The 20,481-nt window shown below is 68.3% G+C and carries 24 protein-coding genes; 8 read left to right on the forward strand and 16 right to left on the reverse strand.

Annotated elements, in window-relative coordinates; genetic code table 11:
* Positions 1-39: 39 nt before the first annotated feature.
* The 4 genes from HHL11_RS00340 to HHL11_RS00355 are packed head-to-tail and all read right to left on the reverse strand — an operon-like array spanning position 40 to position 2,540.
* Positions 40-459 (reverse strand): ExbD/TolR family protein, encoded by a 420-nt coding sequence (locus HHL11_RS00340; RefSeq protein ID WP_169416400.1) that lies wholly within the window; start codon positions 457-459, stop codon positions 40-42.
* Between the two features lies 1 nt (position 460).
* Entirely contained in the window at positions 461-1,105 is a 645-nt protein-coding gene (locus HHL11_RS00345) for a MotA/TolQ/ExbB proton channel family protein (RefSeq protein ID WP_169416401.1), read from the reverse strand.
* Complete coding sequence (gene dapB, locus HHL11_RS00350; protein ID WP_169416402.1) at positions 1,102-1,983, reverse strand: 4-hydroxy-tetrahydrodipicolinate reductase; 882 nt, start codon at positions 1,981-1,983, stop codon at positions 1,102-1,104. The genes HHL11_RS00345 and dapB overlap by 4 nt, the downstream gene beginning before the upstream one ends.
* Before the next feature lie 8 nt (positions 1,984-1,991).
* Positions 1,992-2,540: an outer membrane protein assembly factor BamE domain-containing protein gene (locus HHL11_RS00355; protein WP_240979974.1), complete on the reverse strand. Its 549-nt coding sequence runs from the start codon at positions 2,538-2,540 to the stop codon at positions 1,992-1,994.
* A 77-nt stretch (positions 2,541-2,617) separates the two neighbouring features.
* Between HHL11_RS00355 and fur the strand changes: the two genes are divergently transcribed.
* Positions 2,618-3,049: a ferric iron uptake transcriptional regulator gene (fur, locus tag HHL11_RS00360; protein ID WP_169416404.1), complete on the forward strand. Its 432-nt coding sequence runs from the start codon at positions 2,618-2,620 to the stop codon at positions 3,047-3,049.
* A gap of 10 nt (positions 3,050-3,059) precedes the next feature.
* Here the strand turns inward: fur and hprK are convergent, their stop codons facing one another.
* The 5 genes from hprK to HHL11_RS00385 form a co-directional block, all read right to left on the reverse strand.
* The gene (gene hprK, locus HHL11_RS00365) at positions 3,060-4,010 is read right to left on the reverse strand and encodes an HPr(Ser) kinase/phosphatase (RefSeq protein WP_169416405.1); all 951 of its coding nucleotides are present in this window, start codon (positions 4,008-4,010) and stop codon (positions 3,060-3,062) included.
* Positions 4,011-4,017: 7 nt separating this feature from the next.
* Complete coding sequence (locus HHL11_RS00370) at positions 4,018-4,485, reverse strand: PTS sugar transporter subunit IIA (protein WP_169416406.1); 468 nt, start codon at positions 4,483-4,485, stop codon at positions 4,018-4,020.
* A 126-nt stretch (positions 4,486-4,611) separates the two neighbouring features.
* Positions 4,612-4,941 carry a ribosome hibernation-promoting factor, HPF/YfiA family gene (hpf, locus tag HHL11_RS00375; RefSeq protein ID WP_169416407.1) on the reverse strand — a complete coding sequence of 110 codons (330 nt, stop codon included), beginning with the start codon at positions 4,939-4,941 and terminating at the stop codon, positions 4,612-4,614.
* A gap of 206 nt (positions 4,942-5,147) precedes the next feature.
* Positions 5,148-5,318 carry a hypothetical protein gene (locus tag HHL11_RS00380; RefSeq protein WP_169416408.1) on the reverse strand — a complete coding sequence of 57 codons (171 nt, stop codon included), beginning with the start codon at positions 5,316-5,318 and terminating at the stop codon, positions 5,148-5,150.
* Positions 5,319-5,337: 19 nt separating this feature from the next.
* Complete coding sequence (locus tag HHL11_RS00385) at positions 5,338-5,526, reverse strand: hypothetical protein (protein WP_169416409.1); 189 nt, start codon at positions 5,524-5,526, stop codon at positions 5,338-5,340.
* 197 nt (positions 5,527-5,723) lie between these two features.
* Here HHL11_RS00385 and HHL11_RS00390 point away from each other — a divergent pair, with 197 nt between their 5' ends.
* The 7 genes from HHL11_RS00390 to HHL11_RS00420 are packed head-to-tail and all read left to right on the forward strand — an operon-like array spanning position 5,724 to position 12,226.
* Positions 5,724-6,908 (forward strand): patatin-like phospholipase family protein, encoded by a 1,185-nt coding sequence (locus HHL11_RS00390; protein WP_169416410.1) that lies wholly within the window; start codon positions 5,724-5,726, stop codon positions 6,906-6,908.
* A 39-nt stretch (positions 6,909-6,947) separates the two neighbouring features.
* Positions 6,948-7,937, forward strand: a complete 990-nt coding sequence (gene corA / locus HHL11_RS00395; protein WP_169416411.1) for a magnesium/cobalt transporter CorA — start codon at positions 6,948-6,950, stop codon at positions 7,935-7,937.
* 18 nt (positions 7,938-7,955) lie between these two features.
* Positions 7,956-8,306, forward strand: coding sequence for a hypothetical protein (locus HHL11_RS00400; RefSeq protein WP_169416412.1), 351 nt, complete (start codon positions 7,956-7,958; stop codon positions 8,304-8,306).
* Between the two features lie 58 nt (positions 8,307-8,364).
* Positions 8,365-9,774, forward strand: a complete 1,410-nt coding sequence (locus tag HHL11_RS00405; protein ID WP_169416413.1) for a porin family protein — start codon at positions 8,365-8,367, stop codon at positions 9,772-9,774.
* A gap of 11 nt (positions 9,775-9,785) precedes the next feature.
* On the forward strand, positions 9,786-10,703 hold the full coding sequence (locus HHL11_RS00410) for a metal ABC transporter substrate-binding protein (protein ID WP_169416414.1): 918 nt from the start codon (positions 9,786-9,788) through the stop codon (positions 10,701-10,703).
* Positions 10,700-11,488 (forward strand): metal ABC transporter permease, encoded by a 789-nt coding sequence (locus HHL11_RS00415; protein WP_169416415.1) that lies wholly within the window; start codon positions 10,700-10,702, stop codon positions 11,486-11,488. The genes HHL11_RS00410 and HHL11_RS00415 overlap by 4 nt, the downstream gene beginning before the upstream one ends.
* A gap of 60 nt (positions 11,489-11,548) precedes the next feature.
* On the forward strand, positions 11,549-12,226 hold the full coding sequence (locus HHL11_RS00420; protein ID WP_169416416.1) for a hypothetical protein: 678 nt from the start codon (positions 11,549-11,551) through the stop codon (positions 12,224-12,226).
* Here HHL11_RS00420 and HHL11_RS00425 read toward each other — a convergent pair.
* The 7 genes from HHL11_RS00425 to HHL11_RS00455 all read right to left on the reverse strand — a co-directional run bounded on the left by HHL11_RS00425 (position 12,223) and on the right by HHL11_RS00455 (position 20,466).
* Positions 12,223-12,918, reverse strand: coding sequence for a 5'-methylthioadenosine/adenosylhomocysteine nucleosidase (locus HHL11_RS00425; RefSeq protein WP_169416417.1), 696 nt, complete (start codon positions 12,916-12,918; stop codon positions 12,223-12,225). The two genes, HHL11_RS00420 and HHL11_RS00425, sit on opposite strands and share 4 nt — an antisense overlap.
* A gap of 39 nt (positions 12,919-12,957) precedes the next feature.
* Positions 12,958-14,556, reverse strand: coding sequence for an ABC transporter substrate-binding protein (locus HHL11_RS00430; protein WP_169416418.1), 1,599 nt, complete (start codon positions 14,554-14,556; stop codon positions 12,958-12,960).
* Between the two features lie 13 nt (positions 14,557-14,569).
* Positions 14,570-15,544: a dipeptide ABC transporter ATP-binding protein gene (locus HHL11_RS00435; RefSeq protein ID WP_240980115.1), complete on the reverse strand. Its 975-nt coding sequence runs from the start codon at positions 15,542-15,544 to the stop codon at positions 14,570-14,572.
* 56 nt (positions 15,545-15,600) lie between these two features.
* Entirely contained in the window at positions 15,601-16,626 is a 1,026-nt protein-coding gene (locus HHL11_RS00440; protein WP_169416420.1) for an ABC transporter ATP-binding protein, read from the reverse strand.
* Between the two features lie 158 nt (positions 16,627-16,784).
* Positions 16,785-17,696, reverse strand: a complete 912-nt coding sequence (locus HHL11_RS00445; RefSeq protein ID WP_169416421.1) for an ABC transporter permease subunit — start codon at positions 17,694-17,696, stop codon at positions 16,785-16,787.
* 1 nt (position 17,697) lies between these two features.
* The gene (locus HHL11_RS00450; RefSeq protein ID WP_169416422.1) at positions 17,698-18,711 is read right to left on the reverse strand and encodes an ABC transporter permease subunit; all 1,014 of its coding nucleotides are present in this window, start codon (positions 18,709-18,711) and stop codon (positions 17,698-17,700) included.
* A gap of 72 nt (positions 18,712-18,783) precedes the next feature.
* Positions 18,784-20,466 (reverse strand): long-chain-fatty-acid--CoA ligase, encoded by a 1,683-nt coding sequence (locus HHL11_RS00455; protein ID WP_169416423.1) that lies wholly within the window; start codon positions 20,464-20,466, stop codon positions 18,784-18,786.
* Between the last annotated feature and the right edge of the window lie 15 nt (positions 20,467-20,481).

The raw sequence follows: 20,481 nt of genomic DNA on the forward strand, positions 1-20,481 counted from the left end.
GTTGGCCCCCTCTTCCCCCGGCGCAAGGGCTGGAGAACCCTAATTCTTCGCCGGTTCGGCCACGAAGCCGATGCGCTGCAGCCCCGCCTTGTGCGCCAGGCCCATCACCTCGACCACCTTGCCGTAGGGGACCGCCTGGTCCGCCCGCAGCTGGATTTCGGTGTCCGGGTTGGCCTTGCCGGCGGCGCCGAGCTGGTCGCCCAGCTCCTGGGCGCTGACCGGCTTGTCGTTGAGGAACAGGCCGCCCTTGGCGTCCACCACCACCGTGACGAAGCGGGGGGTGTCGCCGGCCTGGGTGCCTTCGGCCTTGGGCAGGTCCAGCCGGATCGAGCTGGCCAGCAGCGGGGCGGTGATGATGAAGATCACCACCAGCACCAGCATCACGTCCACCAGCGGGGTGACGTTGATCTCGCTCATGGGCGGGTCGCCCACGGTGCGCTCCAGCCGGCCGAAAGCCATGTCAGGCGCTCCCGTTCGCCAGCAGCTCGCGCAGGTCGCGGGCGAAGCCTTCCAGGTCGGCCTCGATCCGGCCGATCAGGCGGCCGAAGATGTTGTAGCCCAGCACGGCCGGGATGGCGACCGCCAGGCCGGCGGCCGTCATGATCAGCGACTCGCCGACCGGCCCGGACACCTTGTCGATGGTGATCTGGCCCGAGGTGGCGATGCCCGTCAGCGCATGGTAGATGCCCCAGACGGTGCCCAGCAGGCCCACGAAAGGCGCCGTCGAACCCACGGTGGCCAGCAGCACCTGGCCGAACTGCAGCTTGGCCAGCACGGCATGCAGGGCGTCGCGCAGCACCCGGGTGAGCTGCTGCGACTTGTCGGCCGCGGCGGCCAGCGAGCCGGGCGGCTGTTGCTGGGTGGCGGTGATCAGGGGCAGGACCAGCGCCTCGCGGTCGAAGGCGCCGACTTTCTGCTGGGCTTCGGCGATGGAGCCGGACTGCCAGAAGGCGGCCGTACTTCGCGCGACGTCGCCGCTGGCCCGCCGCAGCAGCCAGCCCTTCCAGAGGATGACGACCCAGCTGGACACCGACATCACCAGGAGCAGCAGGGCCACCACCTGGGTGATGGCATCGCCCTGGCGGAACAGCCCGAGCAAGCTCATGCGGTGCGCAGGCCGAGGACGTCGAACATGTCGAACAAGCCCTTGTCCTTGTCGGCCAGGAAGCGCACGGCCCGCAGGCTGCCCTGGGCGTACGTGGCGCGGCTGGCCGCCTTGTGGGTGATCTCGATGCGCTCGCCGGTGCCGGCGAACAGCACGGTGTGGTCGCCCACGATGTCGCCGCCGCGGATGGCGGAGAAGCCGATGCTGGACGGGTCGCGCTCACCGGTGACCCCGTGGCGCTGGAAAACGCCGTCCTTCTTCAGGTCGCGGCCCAGCGCCTCGGCGATGACCTCGCCCATCTTCAGCGCGGTGCCCGAGGGCGCGTCCACCTTGTGGCGGTGGTGCGCCTCGATCACCTCGATGTCGTAGCCGGTGGCCAGCGCCTGGGCCGCCATCTCGATCAGCTTGAGCGTGACGTTCACGCCCACGCTCATGTTGGGCGCCAGCACGATCGCGATGTCGCGGGCGGTGTCTTCGATTTCGCGCTTCTGGGCGTCGGTGAAGCCGGTCGTGCCGATCACCGCCTTCACGCCGCGCTCGCGGCAGACCTTCAGGTGCGCCAGCGTGCCTTCCGGCCGGGTGAAATCGATCAGGACCTCGGCATGCTCGAGGCCGGCGCGGACGTCGGCCGTCACCGGCACGCCGCTGGCGTGGCCCAGGAAGGCGGCGGCATCGTTGCCGATGGCGGGGCTGGCCGGCACGTCCAGCGCGCCGGCCAGGCGGCAGTCGTCCGAGGCGCGGATGGCCTCGATGAGCATGTGGCCCATGCGGCCGGTGGCGCCAGCGACGGCGACCTGGTGGTGGCTGCCGGGGGCATGGGGGCGCTGCACCGCGCCCGCCACGGCCACCTGCTTGAGGGAGACGGGGGTCTTGGCCATGGTGTCGTTCAGCGCGCGGGAGCTTCGAGCGGCGGGTAGCTGGTGGGCGGCGTGCCCGCGACCGGCGCGCTTACGGCCGGAGCCGGCTGCGGCGGCGCGCTGTTCTTGGTCGAAGCCGCGCGCAGTTGCTCCTCGGTGGCCACCAGCGGCGGCACCTTGCCGCTGCCCTTGTGCTTTTCCAGCGCCGAGACGAATTCGGCCTCGCTGGGCATGGCGTCGCCGTCCCAGCGGGCCAGCTTGTCGCTTTCGAAGAAGACGGCCAGGTGGCGCTGCTGCGGCGGGACGCCCTGGCGCTTGAGCGTGAAGACGTAGTCCCAGCGGTCGCCGTGGAAGATGCTGGAGACCAGCGGGGTGCCGAGCACTTCGCGCACCTGCTGGCGCGTCATGCCTTTCTGCAGCGCCTCCACCTGCTCCTTCGAGACGAAGTTGCCCTGGACCACCTCGACGCGGTAGGGCCGCACGGTGTCCACGATGGAGTTGCTGACGCTGTCGAGGGAGCCGCAGCCGGCCAGGAGTACCGCGGCCAGGACAGCGGCGGCTCGGCACGGGTTGCGCATGGGCAAGGCAGGCATGGAAAGGGCTGGCGATATGATCGGGCCATTGTAGCGGCCCCCTCCGGGCCGCCGAGCGCACCATGTCCAACATCGAAGACCTCAAGAGCACCGGCCTCAAGGCCACGCTGCCGCGCCTGAAGATCCTCGAGGTCTTCCAGAAAGGCAGCCAGCGGCACATGACCGCGGAAGACGTCTTCCGCGTGCTGCTGGAAGAGCGCTCCGACATCGGCCTGGCCACCGTCTACCGCGTGCTGACGCAGTTCGAGCAGGCCGGCATCCTGTCCCGCAGCCATTTCGAGAGCGGCAAGGCCGTCTACGAACTGAACGAAGGCACCCACCACGACCACCTGGTGTGCCTGGATTGCGGGCGGGTGGAAGAGTTCTACGACCCGGAAATCGAACGCCGCCAGAACGACGTGGCGAAAGCCAAGGGTTTCGAGATCGCCGAGCATGCGCTGAGCCTGTACGCGCACTGCACCAAAGAGAACTGCCCGCACCGGCCGAGGCGCTGACGCGCCGGCGTCAGCCGCCGTTTTCCATGGCGCGCCGGTGGCGCTCCACGAACTCCTGGTAGGTATCCACGCCCCGCAGCTGCAGGATGGTGTTGCGCACGGCCGCTTCCACCAGCACGGCGATGTTGCGGCCGGCGACCACCGGGATCACCGCCTTGCGGATCGCGACGCCCAGCACTTCCTGGGTGAGCGGCTCGTAGGGGAGGCGCTCGTATTCGCGCTCCATCGTCTCGCGCCGCACCAGGTGCACGATCAGCCGCAGCCGCAGTTTCCGCCGCACGGCCGTCTCGCCGAAGATCGCTCGGATGTCCAGCAGGCCGATGCCGCGCACCTCCAGCAGGTTCTGCAGCAGTTCGGGGCAGCGGCCTTCGATGGTGGTCTGGTTGACCCGGTACAGGTCCACCGCGTCGTCGGCCACCAGGCCGTTGCCGCGGGTGATCAGCTCCAGGCCCAGCTCGCTCTTGCCCAGCCCGGACTCCCCGGTGATCAGCACGCCCAGGCCCAGGATGTCCATGAACACGCCGTGCATCGAGGTGCGCTCGGCGAAATGCTTGGACAGGTAGGCCCGCAGCACGTCGATGACGAAGGCCGAGGGCTCCCGGGTCGAGAACATCGGGATCTGGGCCCGCTCGCACATGGACAGCAGCGCCTCGGGCGCCTGCTGGTTGTCCGTGAGCACCAGCACCGGCGGCTCCAGCGTGACGATGCGCGCGATGCGGCGCGCGCAATCTTCGGCCGTGGCGTTGGTGAGGTAGGCCACCTCGCGCTCGCCCAGGATCTGGACGCGGTACGGGTGGATGTAGTTCAGGTAGCCGACCAGGTCGGCGCCGGAGCGCGCCTGGCGCACCGCCACTTCGTCGAAGCGGCGTTCGGACGCGCCCAGCCCGGCTACCCACTCCCACTTGAGCTGGGCCCGGTGGTCTTCGAACAGGACGTCGGCGGAAACGACGGTCGGCTTCAAGCGCGCTTCAGTTCGGCTGCGCCGATTGCCAGGACGCGATCAGCCGGTGCAGCTCGCCGGCGTCGGTACAGGCCTTGATCTTCTCGCGCAGGGGCGCATCGCTCAGCAGCTCGGCGATCTCGGACAGGATTTCCAGGTGCTTCTGCGTCGCGGCTTCCGGCACCAGCAGGAAGATGAGCAGGTTCACCGGTTGCTCGTCCGGGGCGTCGAAGCCGATCGGGTAGGCCAGGCGGAACAGGGCCGCCATCGGGGCCTTCAGGCCCTTGATGCGGCCGTGCGGAATGGCGACGCCGTGCCCCAGGCCGGTGGAGCCCAGGCGCTCGCGCGCGAACAGGCTGTCGGTGATCAGGGCACGCGACAAGCCGTGCAGGTTTTCGAAGAGAAGCCCGGCTTCCTCGAATGCGCGCTTCTTGCTGGTGGCGTCGACGCCGACCAGGACCTGGGCGGGCGGCAGGATGGACGCAAGGCGGTTCATGATGACTTGGGGCGGATTATGCACCCGGCGAGTGCACTGCAACAAAACGGTAACAGCCCCCTTCGTGGAGGACGCCACAAACGAAAAGACCCGCGTATGCGGGCCTTTGCACGGTTTCTGCGAGGTTTACATCACGCGCTTGGGCGCATCGCAATGGTGGTCCTGCAGGCGGGTCTTGTGCCGGCCGACCTGGCGGTCGAGCTTGTCGACCAGTTCGTCCAGCGCCGCGTACAGGTCTTCATGGGCGCTTTCGGCAAACATATCGTTGCCCTTCACGTGGATTCTGCATTCAGCACGCTGCCTTCGTTCCTTCTCCTTCTGCTTTTCGACGGTCAAGAGGACCCGGATGTCGACGACTTGTTCAAAGTGGCGGGTGATTCGATCAAGCTTGGTGGTCACGTAGTTGCGCAGAGCGGGGGTAACTTCGAGGTGGTGACCGCTGATCGTCAGGTTCATGGAGCCTCCTGTTCTTGGCACTGGGGAAGGAACTCGGAATCTGGCTGTCTTGCGAACCACTATGCCCGCCCTGTCATCGAATTGCAATGAATATGCGCCTCTGCCGCAGGTGCATTTGCGCTGCGTCATGGGAGACAGGAAAACGGAAGGCCCAATGACGAAAGCCGGCCTCGCAGGGCCGGCTTTCCGCAGGGGTGGATTTGCGCTTAGCGCAGGCGCCAGCCGGCGACCGGGTCGTGGACGCGGCTCCAGCCCATGGCCTTGGGGTGCGCCTGGGCGCCCGGGCGTTCCAGGTTGGCGTGTTCGACGCGCTCGGCCTGCGGCTTGTCGCGCGGCGTGTCGTGGAAACGGTTGATGGACTTGGGTTCCTTGTGCACTTGGCTTCTCCTTGCGCCCTCAGCTGCCGACGTGCGGGCTGGGCGAGCGCTTGCGTTCCTGTGGTTCCGACCGTTCCTCGAGTCTGCTGATGAACGGCCAGGCGTGGCCACTGCGGCGGCTGGCGGCCAGGGTGCCGTCCTTGGCTTCGGCCGGGGCGGGACGCCAGTTCGGACGGCTGGCGTTCGGGTCGGTCGCTAGCTGGATCATCGTGGCTCCTGGTTGCAGTGCCCGGCTTTACCCGGGGATGGAGCTACTGTAGGGAGGCCTCCTGAGCCATGGTGTCGGACGTTCTGGCCCAGCCGTGTAGGACGAATCCTTCTCCTCCTACACAGCAGTAACCTCCATGCAGGCAATGCTCGCGACTGGTGCGGCAAGCTCTACGATTCAGGGTCAAAACGCAAGCAATGAGCCTCGATTCCATCATCCAGGGCGGCATGGTCGACCACGAGCGGCCGACGCGCGCGCTCGTCCTCATGGGCGGCGGCGCCCGCACCGCCTACCAGGTGGGCGTGCTGGGCGCCCTCGCCTCCATGTTGCGGCTGCAACCCGGCAACGACGCCCACTTTCCCTTCCAGGTCCTGGTCGGGACCTCGGCCGGCGCGCTGAACGTGGCCTACCTGGCCAGCGGCGCCGCCCGCGGCATGGTCGCCTTCGACGAACTGCGCGCCTTCTGGGGCGACCTGCACTGCAACCACGTCTACCAACTGGAAGCGCCGGCCTGGGTCGGCTTCAGCCGGCTGCTGGCCGCGGCCCGCCTGTGGGGCGAGGCGCGCCGGCGCGGCGCCATCCTCGACACCATGCCGCTGGTGGACACCCTGCACCGCGCCATCCCGCTGGCCGGCATCGACGGCGCGCTGCAGGCCGGGGCGCTGGACGCGGTGGCGATCACCGCCTCCAGCTACACCAGCGGCGTGCACTGGACCTTCTGCCAGGCCGCCACCGAACGCCAGCCCTGGAACCGACCGGGCCGGCGCGCCGAATTCCAGCCGCTCACCATCGAACACCTGATGGCGTCCAGCGCCATCCCCTTCCTCTTTCCCGCGACGCCGCTGTGGGTGGACGGCCACCGCGAATTCTTCGGCGACGGCTCCATGCGGCAAGTCTCGCCGCTGTCGCCGGCCGTGCACCTGGGCGCGCGCAAGGTGCTGGTCGTCGGAGTCGGCCAGCCGGAGCGCAGCGGCTTCGGCGTGGGGCACGTGGCCGGCGCGCCCGGCTTTGCCGGCATGGCCGCCCATGCGATGGCCAGCGTCTTCCACGACACCCTGCAGGGCGACGTCGAGCAGACGCAAAGGCTGGCGCGCACGCTGCACGAGTTGCCGCGCGAGCTGGCCTCCGTGTTGCCCTACCGCGCCATCGAGGTGCTGGCGATCCAGCCCACCGAATCGCTGGACGCCATCGCCCGCAAGCACGCGCACCTGCTGCCGCCCACCGTGCAGCGCGCACTGGGCGGCGCCGCGGCGCTGCGCAATGGCGGCGGCGCGCTGGCCAGCTACCTGCTGTTCGAGCCCGCGTTCGTGCAGGCCCTGGTGTCGCTGGGTGAGCAGGATGCCTATGCGCGCAAGGACGAACTGCTGGCATTCTTCGCGTGAACGGCCGCTGCAGCGCGGCATAATCGCGGCGAATTTCGCATGCTGAATATCTTCACGCTCGCCAACGGCCGCCTGTTCCAGGAGGAGATCGAGTCGCTGGAGGAGCTCTCGCGCTTCCAGCCGATCTGGGTCGACCTGGAAGCGCCCACGCCGGAAGAAAAGCGCTGGGTGAAGCAGTACTACGGCCTGTCCTTCCCGGAGGACGCGACCGACGAGGACATCGAGGAATCCGCCCGCTTCTATGAAGAGGACAACGGCGACCTCCACATCCGCAGCGACTTTCTGATCGCCGACGAAGACGAGCCGCGCACGGTGCGCGTGGCCTTCATCCTGAACCTGCTGAACGCCTCGCTGAAGAGCCACGGCGTGCTGTTCTCCATTCACGACGAGGACGTGCCGGTGTTCCGGCTGGTGCGCATGCGCGCGCGCCGCGCCCCCGGCCTGATCGAGGACGCCAAGGAAGTGCTGCTGAAGCTCTTCGACGCCGACGCCGAATACTCCGCCGACACGCTGGAAGGCATCTACGAGGCGCTGGAAAAAGCCAGCGCCAAGGTGCTGAACGGCCAGGTGACGGACGAACTGGCCAGCGAGGTGCTGGGCCAGATCGCGCGGCAGGAAGACATGAACGGGCGCATCCGCCGCAACGTGATGGACACCCGGCGCGCCGTCAGCTTCCTGATGCGCAGCCGCATGCTCAACGCCGGCCAGTTCGAGGAAGCGCGGCAGATCCTGCGCGACATCGAGTCGCTGGATTCGCACACGGCCTTCCTGTTCGACAAGATCAACTTCCTGATGGACGCCACCGTCGGCTTCATCAACATCAACCAGAACAAGATCATCAAGATCTTCTCGGTGGCCAGCGTCGCGCTGCTGCCGCCGACGCTGGTGGCCAGCATCTACGGCATGAACGTCCGCTTCCCGGAAATCGCCTGGCTGGGCGACCTGGGCTATCCATATGTCGTGACGGTGATGATCGCGAGCGCGCTGGTGCCCATGCTGTACTTCCGCAAGCGCGGCTGGCTGCGCTGAACGAGTATCCTTGTCGCCATGACGCTGGCCGCCTTCCGCCGCAACCTGCGCCACCGCCCCTGGGCGTGGCTGCTGGTGCTCGCGCTGTGGCTGCCGGCGGCCCAATGGGCCTCGGCCACGCACGCGCTGCTGCACCTGCACGCAGCCGCCAGCGCGACCGACCGCGACACACCGCTCCACCTGCCATCCAGCTGTGACCTGTGCGTGGTAGCGGCCGCCGTCGGCGGCGCTGCGCCGGCCCCGGCCGCGTTTGCCGTGCTGCCGGTGCCCCTGCCGGAAGCGCAACCCCAGGCGCCGGCGGCCCAGGTCCTGCGCGCCGTCGACCTCCCGGCCTATCGCAGCCGCGCCCCGCCCTTCCTGAACGCCTGACTTTCCCCGCACGCGCGCCTCCCAGCGCGTGCGTTTCGTCATTCGTCCAGGAGCAAACATGGATTCCTCATGGCGTTCGGCAGGGCTGGTGCTCTGCCTCGCCGCGGGCAGCGCCGTTGCGCAGCCCGCCTCCGATACCCAAAGCCTGCGTCGCGAGATCGACGCGATGAAAGCGGACTACGAGCAGCGCATCAAGGCGCTGGAACAAAGGCTGCAGGCCGCGGAAGACGCGCAGAAGGCGCAGCCGCCGACGGCCGCGCCGGCCACGGCTGCCGCCCCGGGCGCGCCGCTGCCTCCGACCGCGATCGCGCCGCCGCCCCAGCCCGTGCCCAGCGCGCAGGCCAGCACGCAGTCGCTGCTGGAGACTTCGCTGATCCTGTCGGGCCAGTACACGCGCACCTCGCGCGACCCGGCCGACTACCGCATCCGCGGCTTCAGCCTGCCGCCGGACGCCCAGATCGGCCCCGGCACCCGCGGCTTCAGCCTGGCGGAAAGCGAGCTGGCGCTCACGGCCAACATCGACCCCTGGTTCCGCGGCCAGGCCAACATCGCCTTCGAGCCGGACAACAGCGTCTCGATCGAAGAGGCCTACGTGCAGACCACTTCGCTGGGCAACGGGCTGACCTTGAAGGCGGGCCGCTTCTTCTCCAGCGTGGGTTACCTGAACTCGCAGCACGCCCACACCTGGGACTTCGCGGACGCGCCGCTGGCCTACCAGGCCATGCTGGGCACCCAGTTCAACGACGACGGCCTGCAGGTCGCGTGGCTGGCGCCGACCGACCAGTTCTTCGAGATCCGCGGCGAACTCGGGCGCGGCCGCAGCTACCCCGGCACCGACAGCAACCGCAACGGCGCCGGCATGTCGGCGATCTCCGCCCACACCGGCGGCGACATCGGCGAGAGCCAGAGCTGGCGCGCCGGTCTCTCGTACCTGAACGCGAAGGCCACGAACCAGGACCTGTCGGCGTTCGACCCGGTGGGCAACCCGATCACCAACTCCTTCAGCGGCAGCACCAACGTCTGGATCGCCGATGCAGTGTGGAAGTGGGCGCCCAACGGCAACGCCACGCGGACCAACTTCAAGCTGCAAGGTGAATACCTGCATGCGACGCGTGACGGCTCGCTGGTGGCGGACACCACCGGCGCGGCGTCGTCCGGCAGCTATCGCCAGGCGCAGTCCGGCTGGTACCTGCAGGGCGTGTACCAGTTCATGCCGCGCTGGCGCGTCGGCCTGCGCACGGAACGCCTGGGCTACGGCACGCCGGACTACGGCGCCAACGCCGGCCTGGTCGGCCTGGACAGCGGCAGCCCGAGCAAGCAGACGCTGATGGTCGACTGGAACCCCAGCGAGTTCTCGCGCTGGCGCGTGCAGGTCGCGCAGGATCGCGCCCGGCCCGGCAACCCCGATTGGCAATGGACGCTGCAATACCAGATGAGCCTGGGCGTGCACGGCGCCCACAGTTATTAAGGAGAGCGATGATGAGCATCGTGAAACGTTTCCTCGCTGCCGCCGGCTTGCTGCTGGCCGTGGCGGCCGCGCCGGCCCATGCTGCGCTGAAGGTGCTGGCCTGCGAGCCCGAGTGGGGCGCGCTGGTCCAGGAGCTGGGGGGTCCGCTGGTGGATGTCGCCGTCGCCACCACGGCGATGCAGGACCCGCACCAGATCCAGGCCAAGCCGAGCCTGATCGCCCGCACGCGCAATGCGGACCTCGTGGTCTGCACCGGCGCCGAGCTGGAGGTCGGGTGGCTGCCGGTGCTGCTGCAGCAGTCCGGCAATGCGCGCGTGCAGGCGGGCCAGCCCGGCAACTTCGCCGCCGCCGACTACGTGCGCAAGCTGGAGATCCCGACCAGCGTGGACCGCTCGCAAGGCGACGTCCACGCGGCCGGCAACCCGCACATCCAGACCGACCCGCGCAACATCGGCACGGTGGCGGTGGCGCTGGCGGCACGGCTGCAGCAGGTCGACGCCGCCAACGCCGCGCAGTACGCGCAGCGCGCCACGGCCTTCCAGCAGAAATGGCAGGCCGCCGTGGCACGCTGGACGCAGCAGGCGGCGCCGTTGCGCGGCGTGCCGGTGGTGTCGCAGCACAAGGGCTACGTCTACCTGTATGACTGGCTCGGCATCAAGGAAGTGGCGGTGCTGGAACCCAAGCCGGGCGTCGAGCCCAGCGCGGCGCACCTGCAGGAAGTGCTGGCGACCTTGAAGGCCACGCCGGCGCGCATGGTGATCTACTCCGCCTACCAGGACTCGCGCCCCGCCGAGTGGCTGGGCAAGAACGCCGGCATCGCGGTGGTGAAGATCCCGTTCACGGTCGGCGGCACCGATGGCGCCAAGGACCTGTTCGGCCTGTTCGACGACACCGTCGCGCGCCTGCTGGCCGGGGCGTCCCCGAAATGAACTTCAGCGCCATCGACTTCGGCATCCTCGGCCCGGCCCTCGTGGCCGGCCTGCTGGTGCTGGCCACCCACGTCCCGTTGGGCATGCAGGTGCTGGAGCGCGGCATCGTCTTCATCGACCTCGCCATCGCGCAGATCGCCGGGCTCGGCGTGATCGCGGCCGACGCGCTGGGGCTGCCGGAGCACGGCCTGGCCGTGCAGGCGGCCGCCGTCTGCGCGGCGCTGCTGGGCGCCGCGCTGCTCACGTGGACGGAGCGCAAGCTGCCGCACCAGCAGGAAGCGCTGATCGGCGTGCTGTTCGTGCTGGCCGCCTCCGTGGGCATCCTGCTGCTGGCCGGCAACCCGCATGGCGGCGAACACCTGAAGGACCTGCTGGTCGGGCAGATCCTGTGGGTCGGCACGCAGGAACTGGTCGCGCTCGCCATCGTCAGCGCGCTGCTGCTCGCCGCCATCGCGCTGGGCTGGACGCGCCGGCTGGGCCGCTTCGGCTTCTACGCCGCCTTTGCCATTGCCGTGACGGCCTCGGTGCAGGTGGTGGGCGTGTATCTCGTCTTCACCAGCCTGATCGTGCCGGCGCTGGCCACGGTGCGGCGCCAGGGCCGCTCGCGGCTGGCGCTCGCCTACGTCGTGGGCGCGATCGGCTACGTGGTCGGCCTCGTGCTGTCGGCGGTGTTCGACCTGCCCTCGGGCGCCGTGATCGTCTGCGCGCTGGCGGCAGCGGCGGTCGCCGCGGCGAACCTGCCTTCCGCGCAGCCCGTCACGCAGGGCCAGCCCGGGCACGCCTGAACGCGGCAAGCGCGCAACACTGTCTCGCGCCTGTCAATGCGCGCAGGCATGATGCGCGCGATGAAAAGTGGATCGAGCGCGCTGGCAGCAGGGCTGGCCCTGTGCCTCGCGGCAGGCAGCGCGCGGGCAGCGGGCGGCCACCATTCGGTGGACGACGCCACCATCGCGCCGCCCGGCCAATGCGTCGTCGACACCTGGGTCACGCGCTATGACCATGGCGGCGACCTGGGGCACGCCGGCGCGAACTGCCGGGCCGGCCCCGTGGAGCTGGGCCTGGCCACCGAGCGTTTCCATCCGCCCGGCGAGCCCGGCGCGACGACGGCCAACCTCGAACTGAAGTGGGTGCATGAAGTCGCGGCAGGCGTGAGCGTCGGCGTCGACGCCCAGCCCTTCTGGCGCGTGGACAGCGGCGTGCGCCACGCCGCCACTCAGGCCTATGGCATCGTGACCTGGACGCCGCACGAGGCCTGGGCCTTCCACGCCAACTACGGCCGGAACTTCCTGGAGACGGGCCGCGACACGCCGCGCGGCGGCGTCGCCGCGGAGTGGCTGCCGACGCAGCGCTGGTCCTATGTGCTGGAGCGCTACTTCGAGAACGAAACCCAGTACGCGCGCGCCGGCGCCCGCTGGACGTCGACGCAGCACTGGAACCTGGATGTCAGCCGCGCGCAGCGGCTGGCCGGCAAGCTGCCTTCGAGCTGGACGCTCGGCCTGACCTTCGAGCTCGGCGCCAACTAAGGGCGCAGGAAGGCTTCGACGATCGCCGCCGAATGCCGGCTGGCGACCTGCTCGATGAACTGCAGGAAGTCGCCATGCGCGTCGTCGTCGGCGCGGTCGCTCACCGTGCGCACGGCGGCGAAGGGCACGCCATAGTCGTGGCACACCTGGGCAAAAGCGGCGCCTTCCATTTCCACCGCCAGCGCTTGCGGCAAGGCGGCCTGCAGCACGCGTGATTCGGCGGAACTGGAGACGAAGCGGTCACCGCTGACGACCAGGCCGCGATGCACGTGCGTGCCAGGCAGCGCGCGGCGCACGGCGGCTGCGAGCTGCTCGGTCAGTTCGGGCTGCGTGGCGAAGCTGTCGGTGCCGTAGAGAGGGACCTCGTAGCGCGGGAAGATCGGCGAGGCGTCCATGTCGTGCTGCAGGAAGCTGTCGGCGATCACCACGTCGCCGCGGTTCACGCCCGTTGCCAGCCCGCCAGCCACGCCGGTGAACACGATGCGATCGACGCCGAAGCGCTCGACGAGCGCGGTGGCGGTGGTGGCCGCGGCCACCTTGCCGATGCGCGAGAGCACCGCCACCACCTCCTGGCCATGCAGGTGGCCGACCCAGAACTCGCGGCCCCCGGCGACCTGCTTCTGCTCGTCGGGCAGGATCTCGAGGACGGCAGCGAGCTCCTGCTGCATGGCGGAGACGATGGCGGTACGCATCGGGCTGGATCCCTGCTTACGCCGGGACGACGCTGCGCGTCACTTGATATCCACGCCGTAGAAGTTGTGCCGGCCGAACGGCGACAGCTTGAAGTCGACGACTTCCTTGCGCACCGGCTTCAGCTGCACCGCATGGGCGATGGTGAACCAGGGCGCCTGCTCCTTGAAGATCACCTGCGCCTTCTTGTACAGCGCATCGCGCTCGGCCGGCTTGGTGACCGTCTTGGCCTTCTGGATGATGTCCTCGAAGGGCTGGTAGCAGAACTTGGCGACGTTGGAGCCGTTGGTCTTCGCCGATTCGCATCCCAGCAGAACGGCCAGGAAGTTGTCTGGGTCGCCGTTGTCGCCGGTCCAGCCCAGCATGCCCATCTGGTGCTCGCCGGCCTGCATGCGCTTGCGGTACTCGCCCCACTCGAAGCTCTTGATCTCCGCCTTGATGCCCACCTTGGCCAGGTCGGCCTGCATCAGTTCGGCGATGCGCTTCGCGTTCGGGTTGTAGGGACGCTGCACCGGCATCGCCCACAGGTCGGTGGTGAAGCCGTCCTTGTAGCCGGCCTGCGCCAGCAGCTTCTTCGCGGCTTCCGGATCGTAGGGGTCGTCCTTGACCGCGTCGTTGTACGCGGACATCGTGGGCGGCAGCGGGTTCTTGGCCGGCACGCCGGAGCCGAGGAACACGCCGTCGATGATGGCCTTCTTGTTGATGGCCATGTTCACCGCCTTGCGCACGCGCACGTCGTCGAAGGGCTTCTTGGTGACGTTGTAGGCGAGGTAGCCGACGTTCAGGCCGGGCTGCTCCAGCACCTGCACGTTCGGGTCCTTCCTGATCGCCTCCAGGTCGGCCGGGTTCGGGTAGGGCATCACGTGGCACTCGCCCTTCTGCAGCTTGGCCCAGCGCACGGAAGCATCGGGCGTGATCGCGTAGACGAGGTCATCGATCTTGGCCTTGCCGCCCCAGTAAGGCGCGAAGGCCTTGTAGCGGATCACGGCGTCCTTCTGGTATTGCACCAGGTAGAACGGGCCGGTGCCGATCGGCTCCTGGTCGATCTTCTCCGGCGTGCCCGCCTTCAGCATGGCGATGGCGTATTCCTTCGACTGGACGGCCGCATAGGGCATGGCCAGGTCGGCGAGGAAGGGCGCCTCGGGCTTGTTCAGCGTGACGCGCACCGTGTAGTCATCGAGCTTGTCCACCGACTTCAGCAGCTTGGGCATGCCCATGTCGTTGAAGTACGAGTGGTTGGAGCTGGTGACCTTGAAGTAGGGATCGCTTTCCTTCCACTGCCGGTCGAACATGAACAGCACGTCGTCGGCGTTGAAGTCGCGCGAAGGCTTGAAGGCGCGGTGGTTGTGCCACTTCACGCCCTTGCGCAGGTGGAAGGTGTACTCCAGGCCGTCGGCCGACACTTCCCACTTTTCCGCCAGGCCGGGCACGACCTTGGTGCCGCCACGCTCGAATTCGACGATGCGGTTGTAGATCGGTTCGTTGCCGTCGAAGGACGTGCCCGTGGTGTTGACGCCCGGGTAGAAGTTCTCGGGGCTGCCTTCGGAGCAGAACACCAGCGTCTTGGCATGGGCACCGGCCACGGCGGCCAGCGCGAGCGCCGCGACGGCGAAGTGCTTGGCGAAGGGAATGCGTTGCATCGTTGACTCCTTGCTATTGGGATCCGGCAGTGCCGGAGGGTGCTGCATCATAGGCAAGCGGGACTTCGGGGAAACCCTGGGAGAGGAAGTCGTCGGCGAAGTGGCAGGCGACCAGTCGCTCGTCCAGCGGGCGCGGCAAGGGACGCTCGCGATGGCAGACGTCCTGCGCATACGGGCAGCGGCTGGAGAACACGCATCCCGCCGGCGGATTCAGTGGCGAAGGCAGTTCGCCTTGCAGCACGATGCGCTTGCGGTTGCGGCCGCCAATGCCTGGCGTCGAAGCGAGCAGCGCGTTGGTGTACGGGTGCAACGGGCGCGCGTAGATGCGCTCCTTGGGCCCCTGCTCCATCACGTGGCCCAGGTACATCACCAGCACGTCGTGCGCGATGTGCCGCACCACCGCGAGGTCGTGCGAGATGAAGAGATAGGCGAGCTGCAGTTCCTTCTGCAGGTCCGCCAGCAGGTTCAGCACCTGCGCCTGGATCGAGACGTCCAGCGCCGACACCGGCTCGTCCGCCACCACCAGCTTCGGCCCCGGCATCAGGGCGCGCGCGATGGCGATGCGCTGGCGCTGGCCGCCGGAGAACATGTGCGGATAGCGGTTCGCGTACTCGGGCCGCAAGCCCACCTGTTGCAGCATCGCGCGGGCGCGCTCGGCGCGTTCGGCCGGCTTCAGGTCGGTGTTGATCGCGAGCGGCGCTTCCAGCACCGCGCTGATCTTCTTGCGCGGGTTCAGCGAGCCGTAGGGGTTCTGGAACACCAGCTGCACCGCTTGGCGCAGCCGGCGCTTTTCGCTCGCGGGCGTTTGCACGGCATCGGTGCCATCGAGCGTGAGCGTGCCTTCGGTCGGCTGCTCGATCAGCGACACCATGCGGGCCAGGGTCGACTTGCCGCAGCCCGATTCGCCGACGACGGCGAGCGTCTTGCCTTCTTCCAGGGTGAAGGACACGCCGCCCACGGCCTGCAACTGCGCGGGCTCGCGGAACATGCCGCGGCGGATCGGGTAGACCTTGCGCAGGTTCTTCGCTTCGACGACGACTTTGCTCACGCCGTCTCCTTGGTGGATTGGTGCAGCGGGACGTCGCGCGCGATCGCGGCGCCGCGCGTCGGATCGCCCAGCGGGTAGTGGCAACGCACCTGCCCGCCCTGCCAGTCGCGCAGCAGCGGGCGCACGGTAGTGCAATGCGCCGTCGCATACGCGCAGCGCGGCGCGAACAGGCAGCCGATGGGCCGGTCGAACACGCCCGGCACCACGCCCGGAATCGTGGCGAGCCGGTGGCCGGCCTCGCCCTGCTCCGGCAGCGCCGCCAGCAAGGCTTCGGTGTACGGATGCTGCGGCTGCGTGAAGAGGCGCTCCACCGGCTGCATTTCCATCACCTGGCCCGCGTACATGACGGCGACGCGCTGCGCCATTTCGCTCACCACGCCCATGTTGTGCGTGATCAGCACCAGCGCCATGCCGCGCTCCTTCTGCAGATTGCGCAGCAGGTCGAGGATCTGGGCCTGGATGGTCACGTCGAGCGCCGTGGTCGGCTCGTCGGCGATCAGCAGGCGCGGGTTGCAGGAGATCGCCATCGCGATCATCACGCGCTGGTTCATGCCGCCAGAGAGCTGGTGCGGGTAGTCGTTCATGCGCGAAGCGGCGGCGGGGATGCCCACCTGCTCCAGCAGCTCGATGGCCTGGCGCTGCGCGCTCTTCTTGTCCAGGGGCGAGTGCTGCCGCAGCTGCTCCACCAGTTGGTAGCCAATGGTGAAGCAGGGGTTGAGGCTGGTCGTGGGCTCCTGGAAGATCATCGCCATGTCCTTGCCCACGAGCCGGCGTCTTTCCTTGTCGGAGATGCCCAGCAGGTCGTGGCCGGCAAAGCGCAGCTTCTTCGCCCGCACGCGGCCCGGATAGCCGATGAGGCCCATGAGCGCCATCATCGTCACGCTCTTGCCGGAGCCGGACTCGCCGACGATGCCCAGCACCTCGCCCTCTTCCACGGCGAGGCTCACGCCCTCCACCGCATGCATGACGCTGCCCTGCGTCGGGAATTCGACGTGGAGGTCTTCGATTTCTAGGAGTGGCATCTCAGGCCTGCATCAATGCGGACTTCCGGACGCAAAGGGCGCAAAGGTTCCGCAAAGGGCGCAAAAGAACAGCCATTGAATAGGCATTCATCTTGTCTCCTTTTGCGCTCTTTGCGCACTTTTGCGCCCTTTGCGCTCGGAAGTCCGGAGGTTCATCTTCATCGCTTCAACTTCGGGTCCAGGGCGTCGCGCAGACCATCCCCCAGCAGGTTGAAGGCCAGCACGGCGGCCAGGATCATCAGGCCGGGGAAGGTGACCACCCACCAGGCGCGCAGCACGAATTCGCGGGCGTCGGCCAGCATGGTTCCCCATTCGGGCGACGGCGGTTGCGCGCCCAGGCCGAGGAAGCCGAGCGCCGCGGCGTCGAGGATGGCGGTGGATACGCCCAGCGAGGCCTGCACGATCAGCGGCGCCGCGCAGTTGGGCAGCACCTCGCTGAACATCAGCCGCAAGGTGCCGGCGCCGCTGACGCGCGCTGCCGTCACGTAGTCGCGCGACACCTCCGCGATCACCGAGGCGCGCGTGATGCGCACGTAGTGCGGCAGCACCACCACGGCCACCGCCAGCATCGCGTTCACCAGGCCGGGCCCGAGGATGGCCACGATCACGATGGCCAGCAGCAGGCTGGGCAAGGTGAGGATGATGTCCATCAGACGCATGATGAAGATCTCGGTCAGCCCGCGCGCGAAGCCGGCGACCAGGCCCAGCGTGATGCCGACCGCCACCGAGATCGCCACCACGGCCACGCCGATCGACAGCGACAGCCGCGCGCCGTAGATCAGGCGCGAAAGGATGTCGCGGCCGATCGCATCGGTGCCCAGCGGATAGCTCCAGCTGCCACCCGTTTGCCACGCCGGCGGCTTGAGGAAGGCGGCGCTGTTGGTCGCGTCAGGCGCATGCGGCGCGAGCCACGGCGCGAACAGCGCCAGCAGGAACAGGAACGCCACCACGCCCAGGCCCATGACGGCGCCGCGGTTGGCGGAGAAGGCGAGCCAGAACTCTTTCCACGGCCCGGGCGGCGCCGGCATGTTGGCCGGCGTCGTCGTGGTGGGAGGCAGGACGGCAGTCATTTCAATGCCCTCCCTGGCGGATGCGCGGATTGATGGCGCCATAGGCGACGTCCACCAGCAGGTTCACGGTCATGACGATGACGCCCAGCAGCAGCATGCCGCCTTGCAGCACCGGGTAGTCGCGGCGGTTGATGGCCTCGATCAGCCACTTGCCGACGCCCGGCCAGGAGAAGATGGTCTCGGTGAGGATGGCGCCGGTGAACAGCACGCCCACCTGCAGGCCGATGACGGTGACCACCGGGATCAGCGCGTTGCGCAGCGCGTGCACGCCGATCACCTTCCAGGGCGGCAGCCCCTTGGCCTTCGCCGTGCGGATGTAGTCCTCGCCCAGCACTTCCAGCATCGCGGAGCGCGTCATGCGCGCCACCACGGCCAGCGGGTTGGTGCCCAGCACGATGGCCGGCAGGATCAGGTGCGACAGCGCGGACCGGAAAGCGCCCTGGTCATCCGACAGCAGCGAATCGATCAGCAGGAAGCCGGTCTTGGGTTCGATGAAGTACTGCACGTCGACCCGGCCGGACACCGGCGTCCAACCGAGCTGCACCGAGAACAGCAGGATCAGCAGCAGGCCCCACCAGAAGATCGGCATCGAGTAGCCGGTGAGCGAGGTCGCCATCACGCCATGGTCGAACACCGAGTTGCGCCGCACCGCCGCGATGATCCCCGCGGGAATGCCGAGGATCAGCGCGAACAGGATGGCGCAGACGGCCAGCTCGATGGTGGCCGGGAACAGCGCCAGGAACTCGCGGATCACCGGCTCCTGGGTGATCATCGACTTGCCGAGGTCGCCGTGCAGCACCTTGACTATGTAGATGCCGTACTGCACCAGCACCGGGCGGTCCAGGCCGTATTCGTGCAGCAATTGCTCGTGCCGGGTGGCATCGATGCCGCGCTCGCCCGCCATCGTCTCGATGGGATCGCCGGGGACCAGCCGGATCAGGAAAAACGCCAGCAGGGTCATCCCGAAGAAAGTCGGGATGACCAGCGACAGGCGGGTCAGGATGAAACGGAGCATTCCGCCATTGTCTGCAAGAAGCGCGCCTTGTCATCCCGGACTTCCCGGGGGCCGCCTGCGCGGCGCGGACGCCTACGCGACCTTCTTGTCGCGCAGCTCCCGCCGCAGGATCTTGCCCACGGGGGTCTTCGGCAGGTCGGTGCGGAACTCGATCACGCGCGGCCGCTTGTAGCCGGTGAGGTTGGCGTGGCAGAACTCGCGCACCTGTTCTTCCGTCAGAGCCGGGTCCTTCTTGACGATGACCAGCTTGACGGCTTCGCCCGTCTTGTCGTCGGGCACGCCCACCACCGCGCATTCGGCCACGCCCGGCAGGGTCATCACCACGTCTTCCACCTCGTTCGGGTAGACGTTGAAGCCCGACACCAGCACCATGTCCTTCTTGCGGTCGACGATCTTGAAGTAGCCGCGCTCGTCCACCACGCCGATGTCGCCGCTCTTGAAGAAGCCGTCGGGCGTCATGACCTTGGCCGTCTCGTCGGGGCGCTGCCAGTAGCCGGCCATCACTTGCGGGCCCTTGATGGCGATCTCGCCGGGCTGGCCCATGGGCACTTCGCGGCCCTCGTCGTCCAGGCACTTCATCTCGGTGGACGGCAGCGGCACGCCGATGGTGCCGGTGTACTGCGTGCTGGTCACCGGGTTGCAGCTGGCCGAGGGCGAGGTCTCCGACAGGCCGTAGCCTTCGCAGATCGGGCAGCCGGTCTTGTCCAGCCACAGCTTGGCCACGGCGCCCTGCACGGCCATGCCGCCGCCGACGGACACCTTCAGGTTGCTCCAGTCCACCTTGTTGAAGTCCGGGTGGTTGGCCAGGCCGTTGAACAGCGTGTTGACCGCGGGGAAGCTGTGGAACTTGTGCTTGGACAGTTCCTTCAGCACCGCCGGCAGGTCGCGCGGATTCGGGATCAGGATCAGCTGCGCGCCGGTGCGCAGCGACAGCATCATGCCGACCGTGAAGGCGAAGATGTGGTACAGCGGCAGCGCGCAGACGCCGGTGGACTGCTCGCCCTTGGGCACCTTTTCCATCACCGGCGCGTTCCAGGCTTCCGACTGCAGCACGTTGGCGATCACGTTCCGGTGCAGCAGCACGGCGCCCTTGCTGACGCCGGTGGTGCCGCCCGTGTACTGCAGCACCGCCACGTCGTCCGGACGGATCTCGGGCTTGCGCAGCGTGCCCTTCTGGCCGCGCGCGATGGCGTCCTTGAAGCGCACGGCATTCGGCAGGTCGAAGGCCGGCACCATCTTCTTGACCTTGCGCACCACGTAGTTGACCAGCGCGCCCTTCAGGCCGCCCAGCATGTCGCCCATGGTGGCCAGCACCACGTGCTGCACCGGCGTGTGCGCGATGCACTGCTGCAGCGTATTGGCGAAGTTCTCGATGATGACGATGGCCTTGGAGCCGGAGTCCTTCAGCTGGTGCTCCAGCTCGCGCGGCGTGTACAGCGGGTTGACGTTCACCACCACGAAGCCGGCGCGCAGGATGGCGGCCACGGCCACCGGGTACTGCGGCACGTTGGGCATCATGATCGCGACGCGGTCGCCCTTCTGCAGGCCCAGGCCCTGCAGGTAGGCGGCGAAGGCGCGGCTGTACGAATCCGTCTCGCCGAAGCTGACTTCCTTGCCCATGAAGGAATAGGCCGGCCGGGCGGCGAACTTGGTGAAGCTCTCCTCCATCAGCTGCACCAGCGAGCCGTACTGCGACGGGTCGATCTCCGCCGGCACGCCGGGCGGATAGGCGCCCAGCCAGGGTTTGCTGCTCATTGTTCTCGTCTCCTC

The sequence above is a fragment of the Ramlibacter agri genome (assembly GCF_012927085.1).
Classification (GTDB): Bacteria; Pseudomonadota; Gammaproteobacteria; order Burkholderiales; family Burkholderiaceae_C; genus Ramlibacter; species Ramlibacter agri.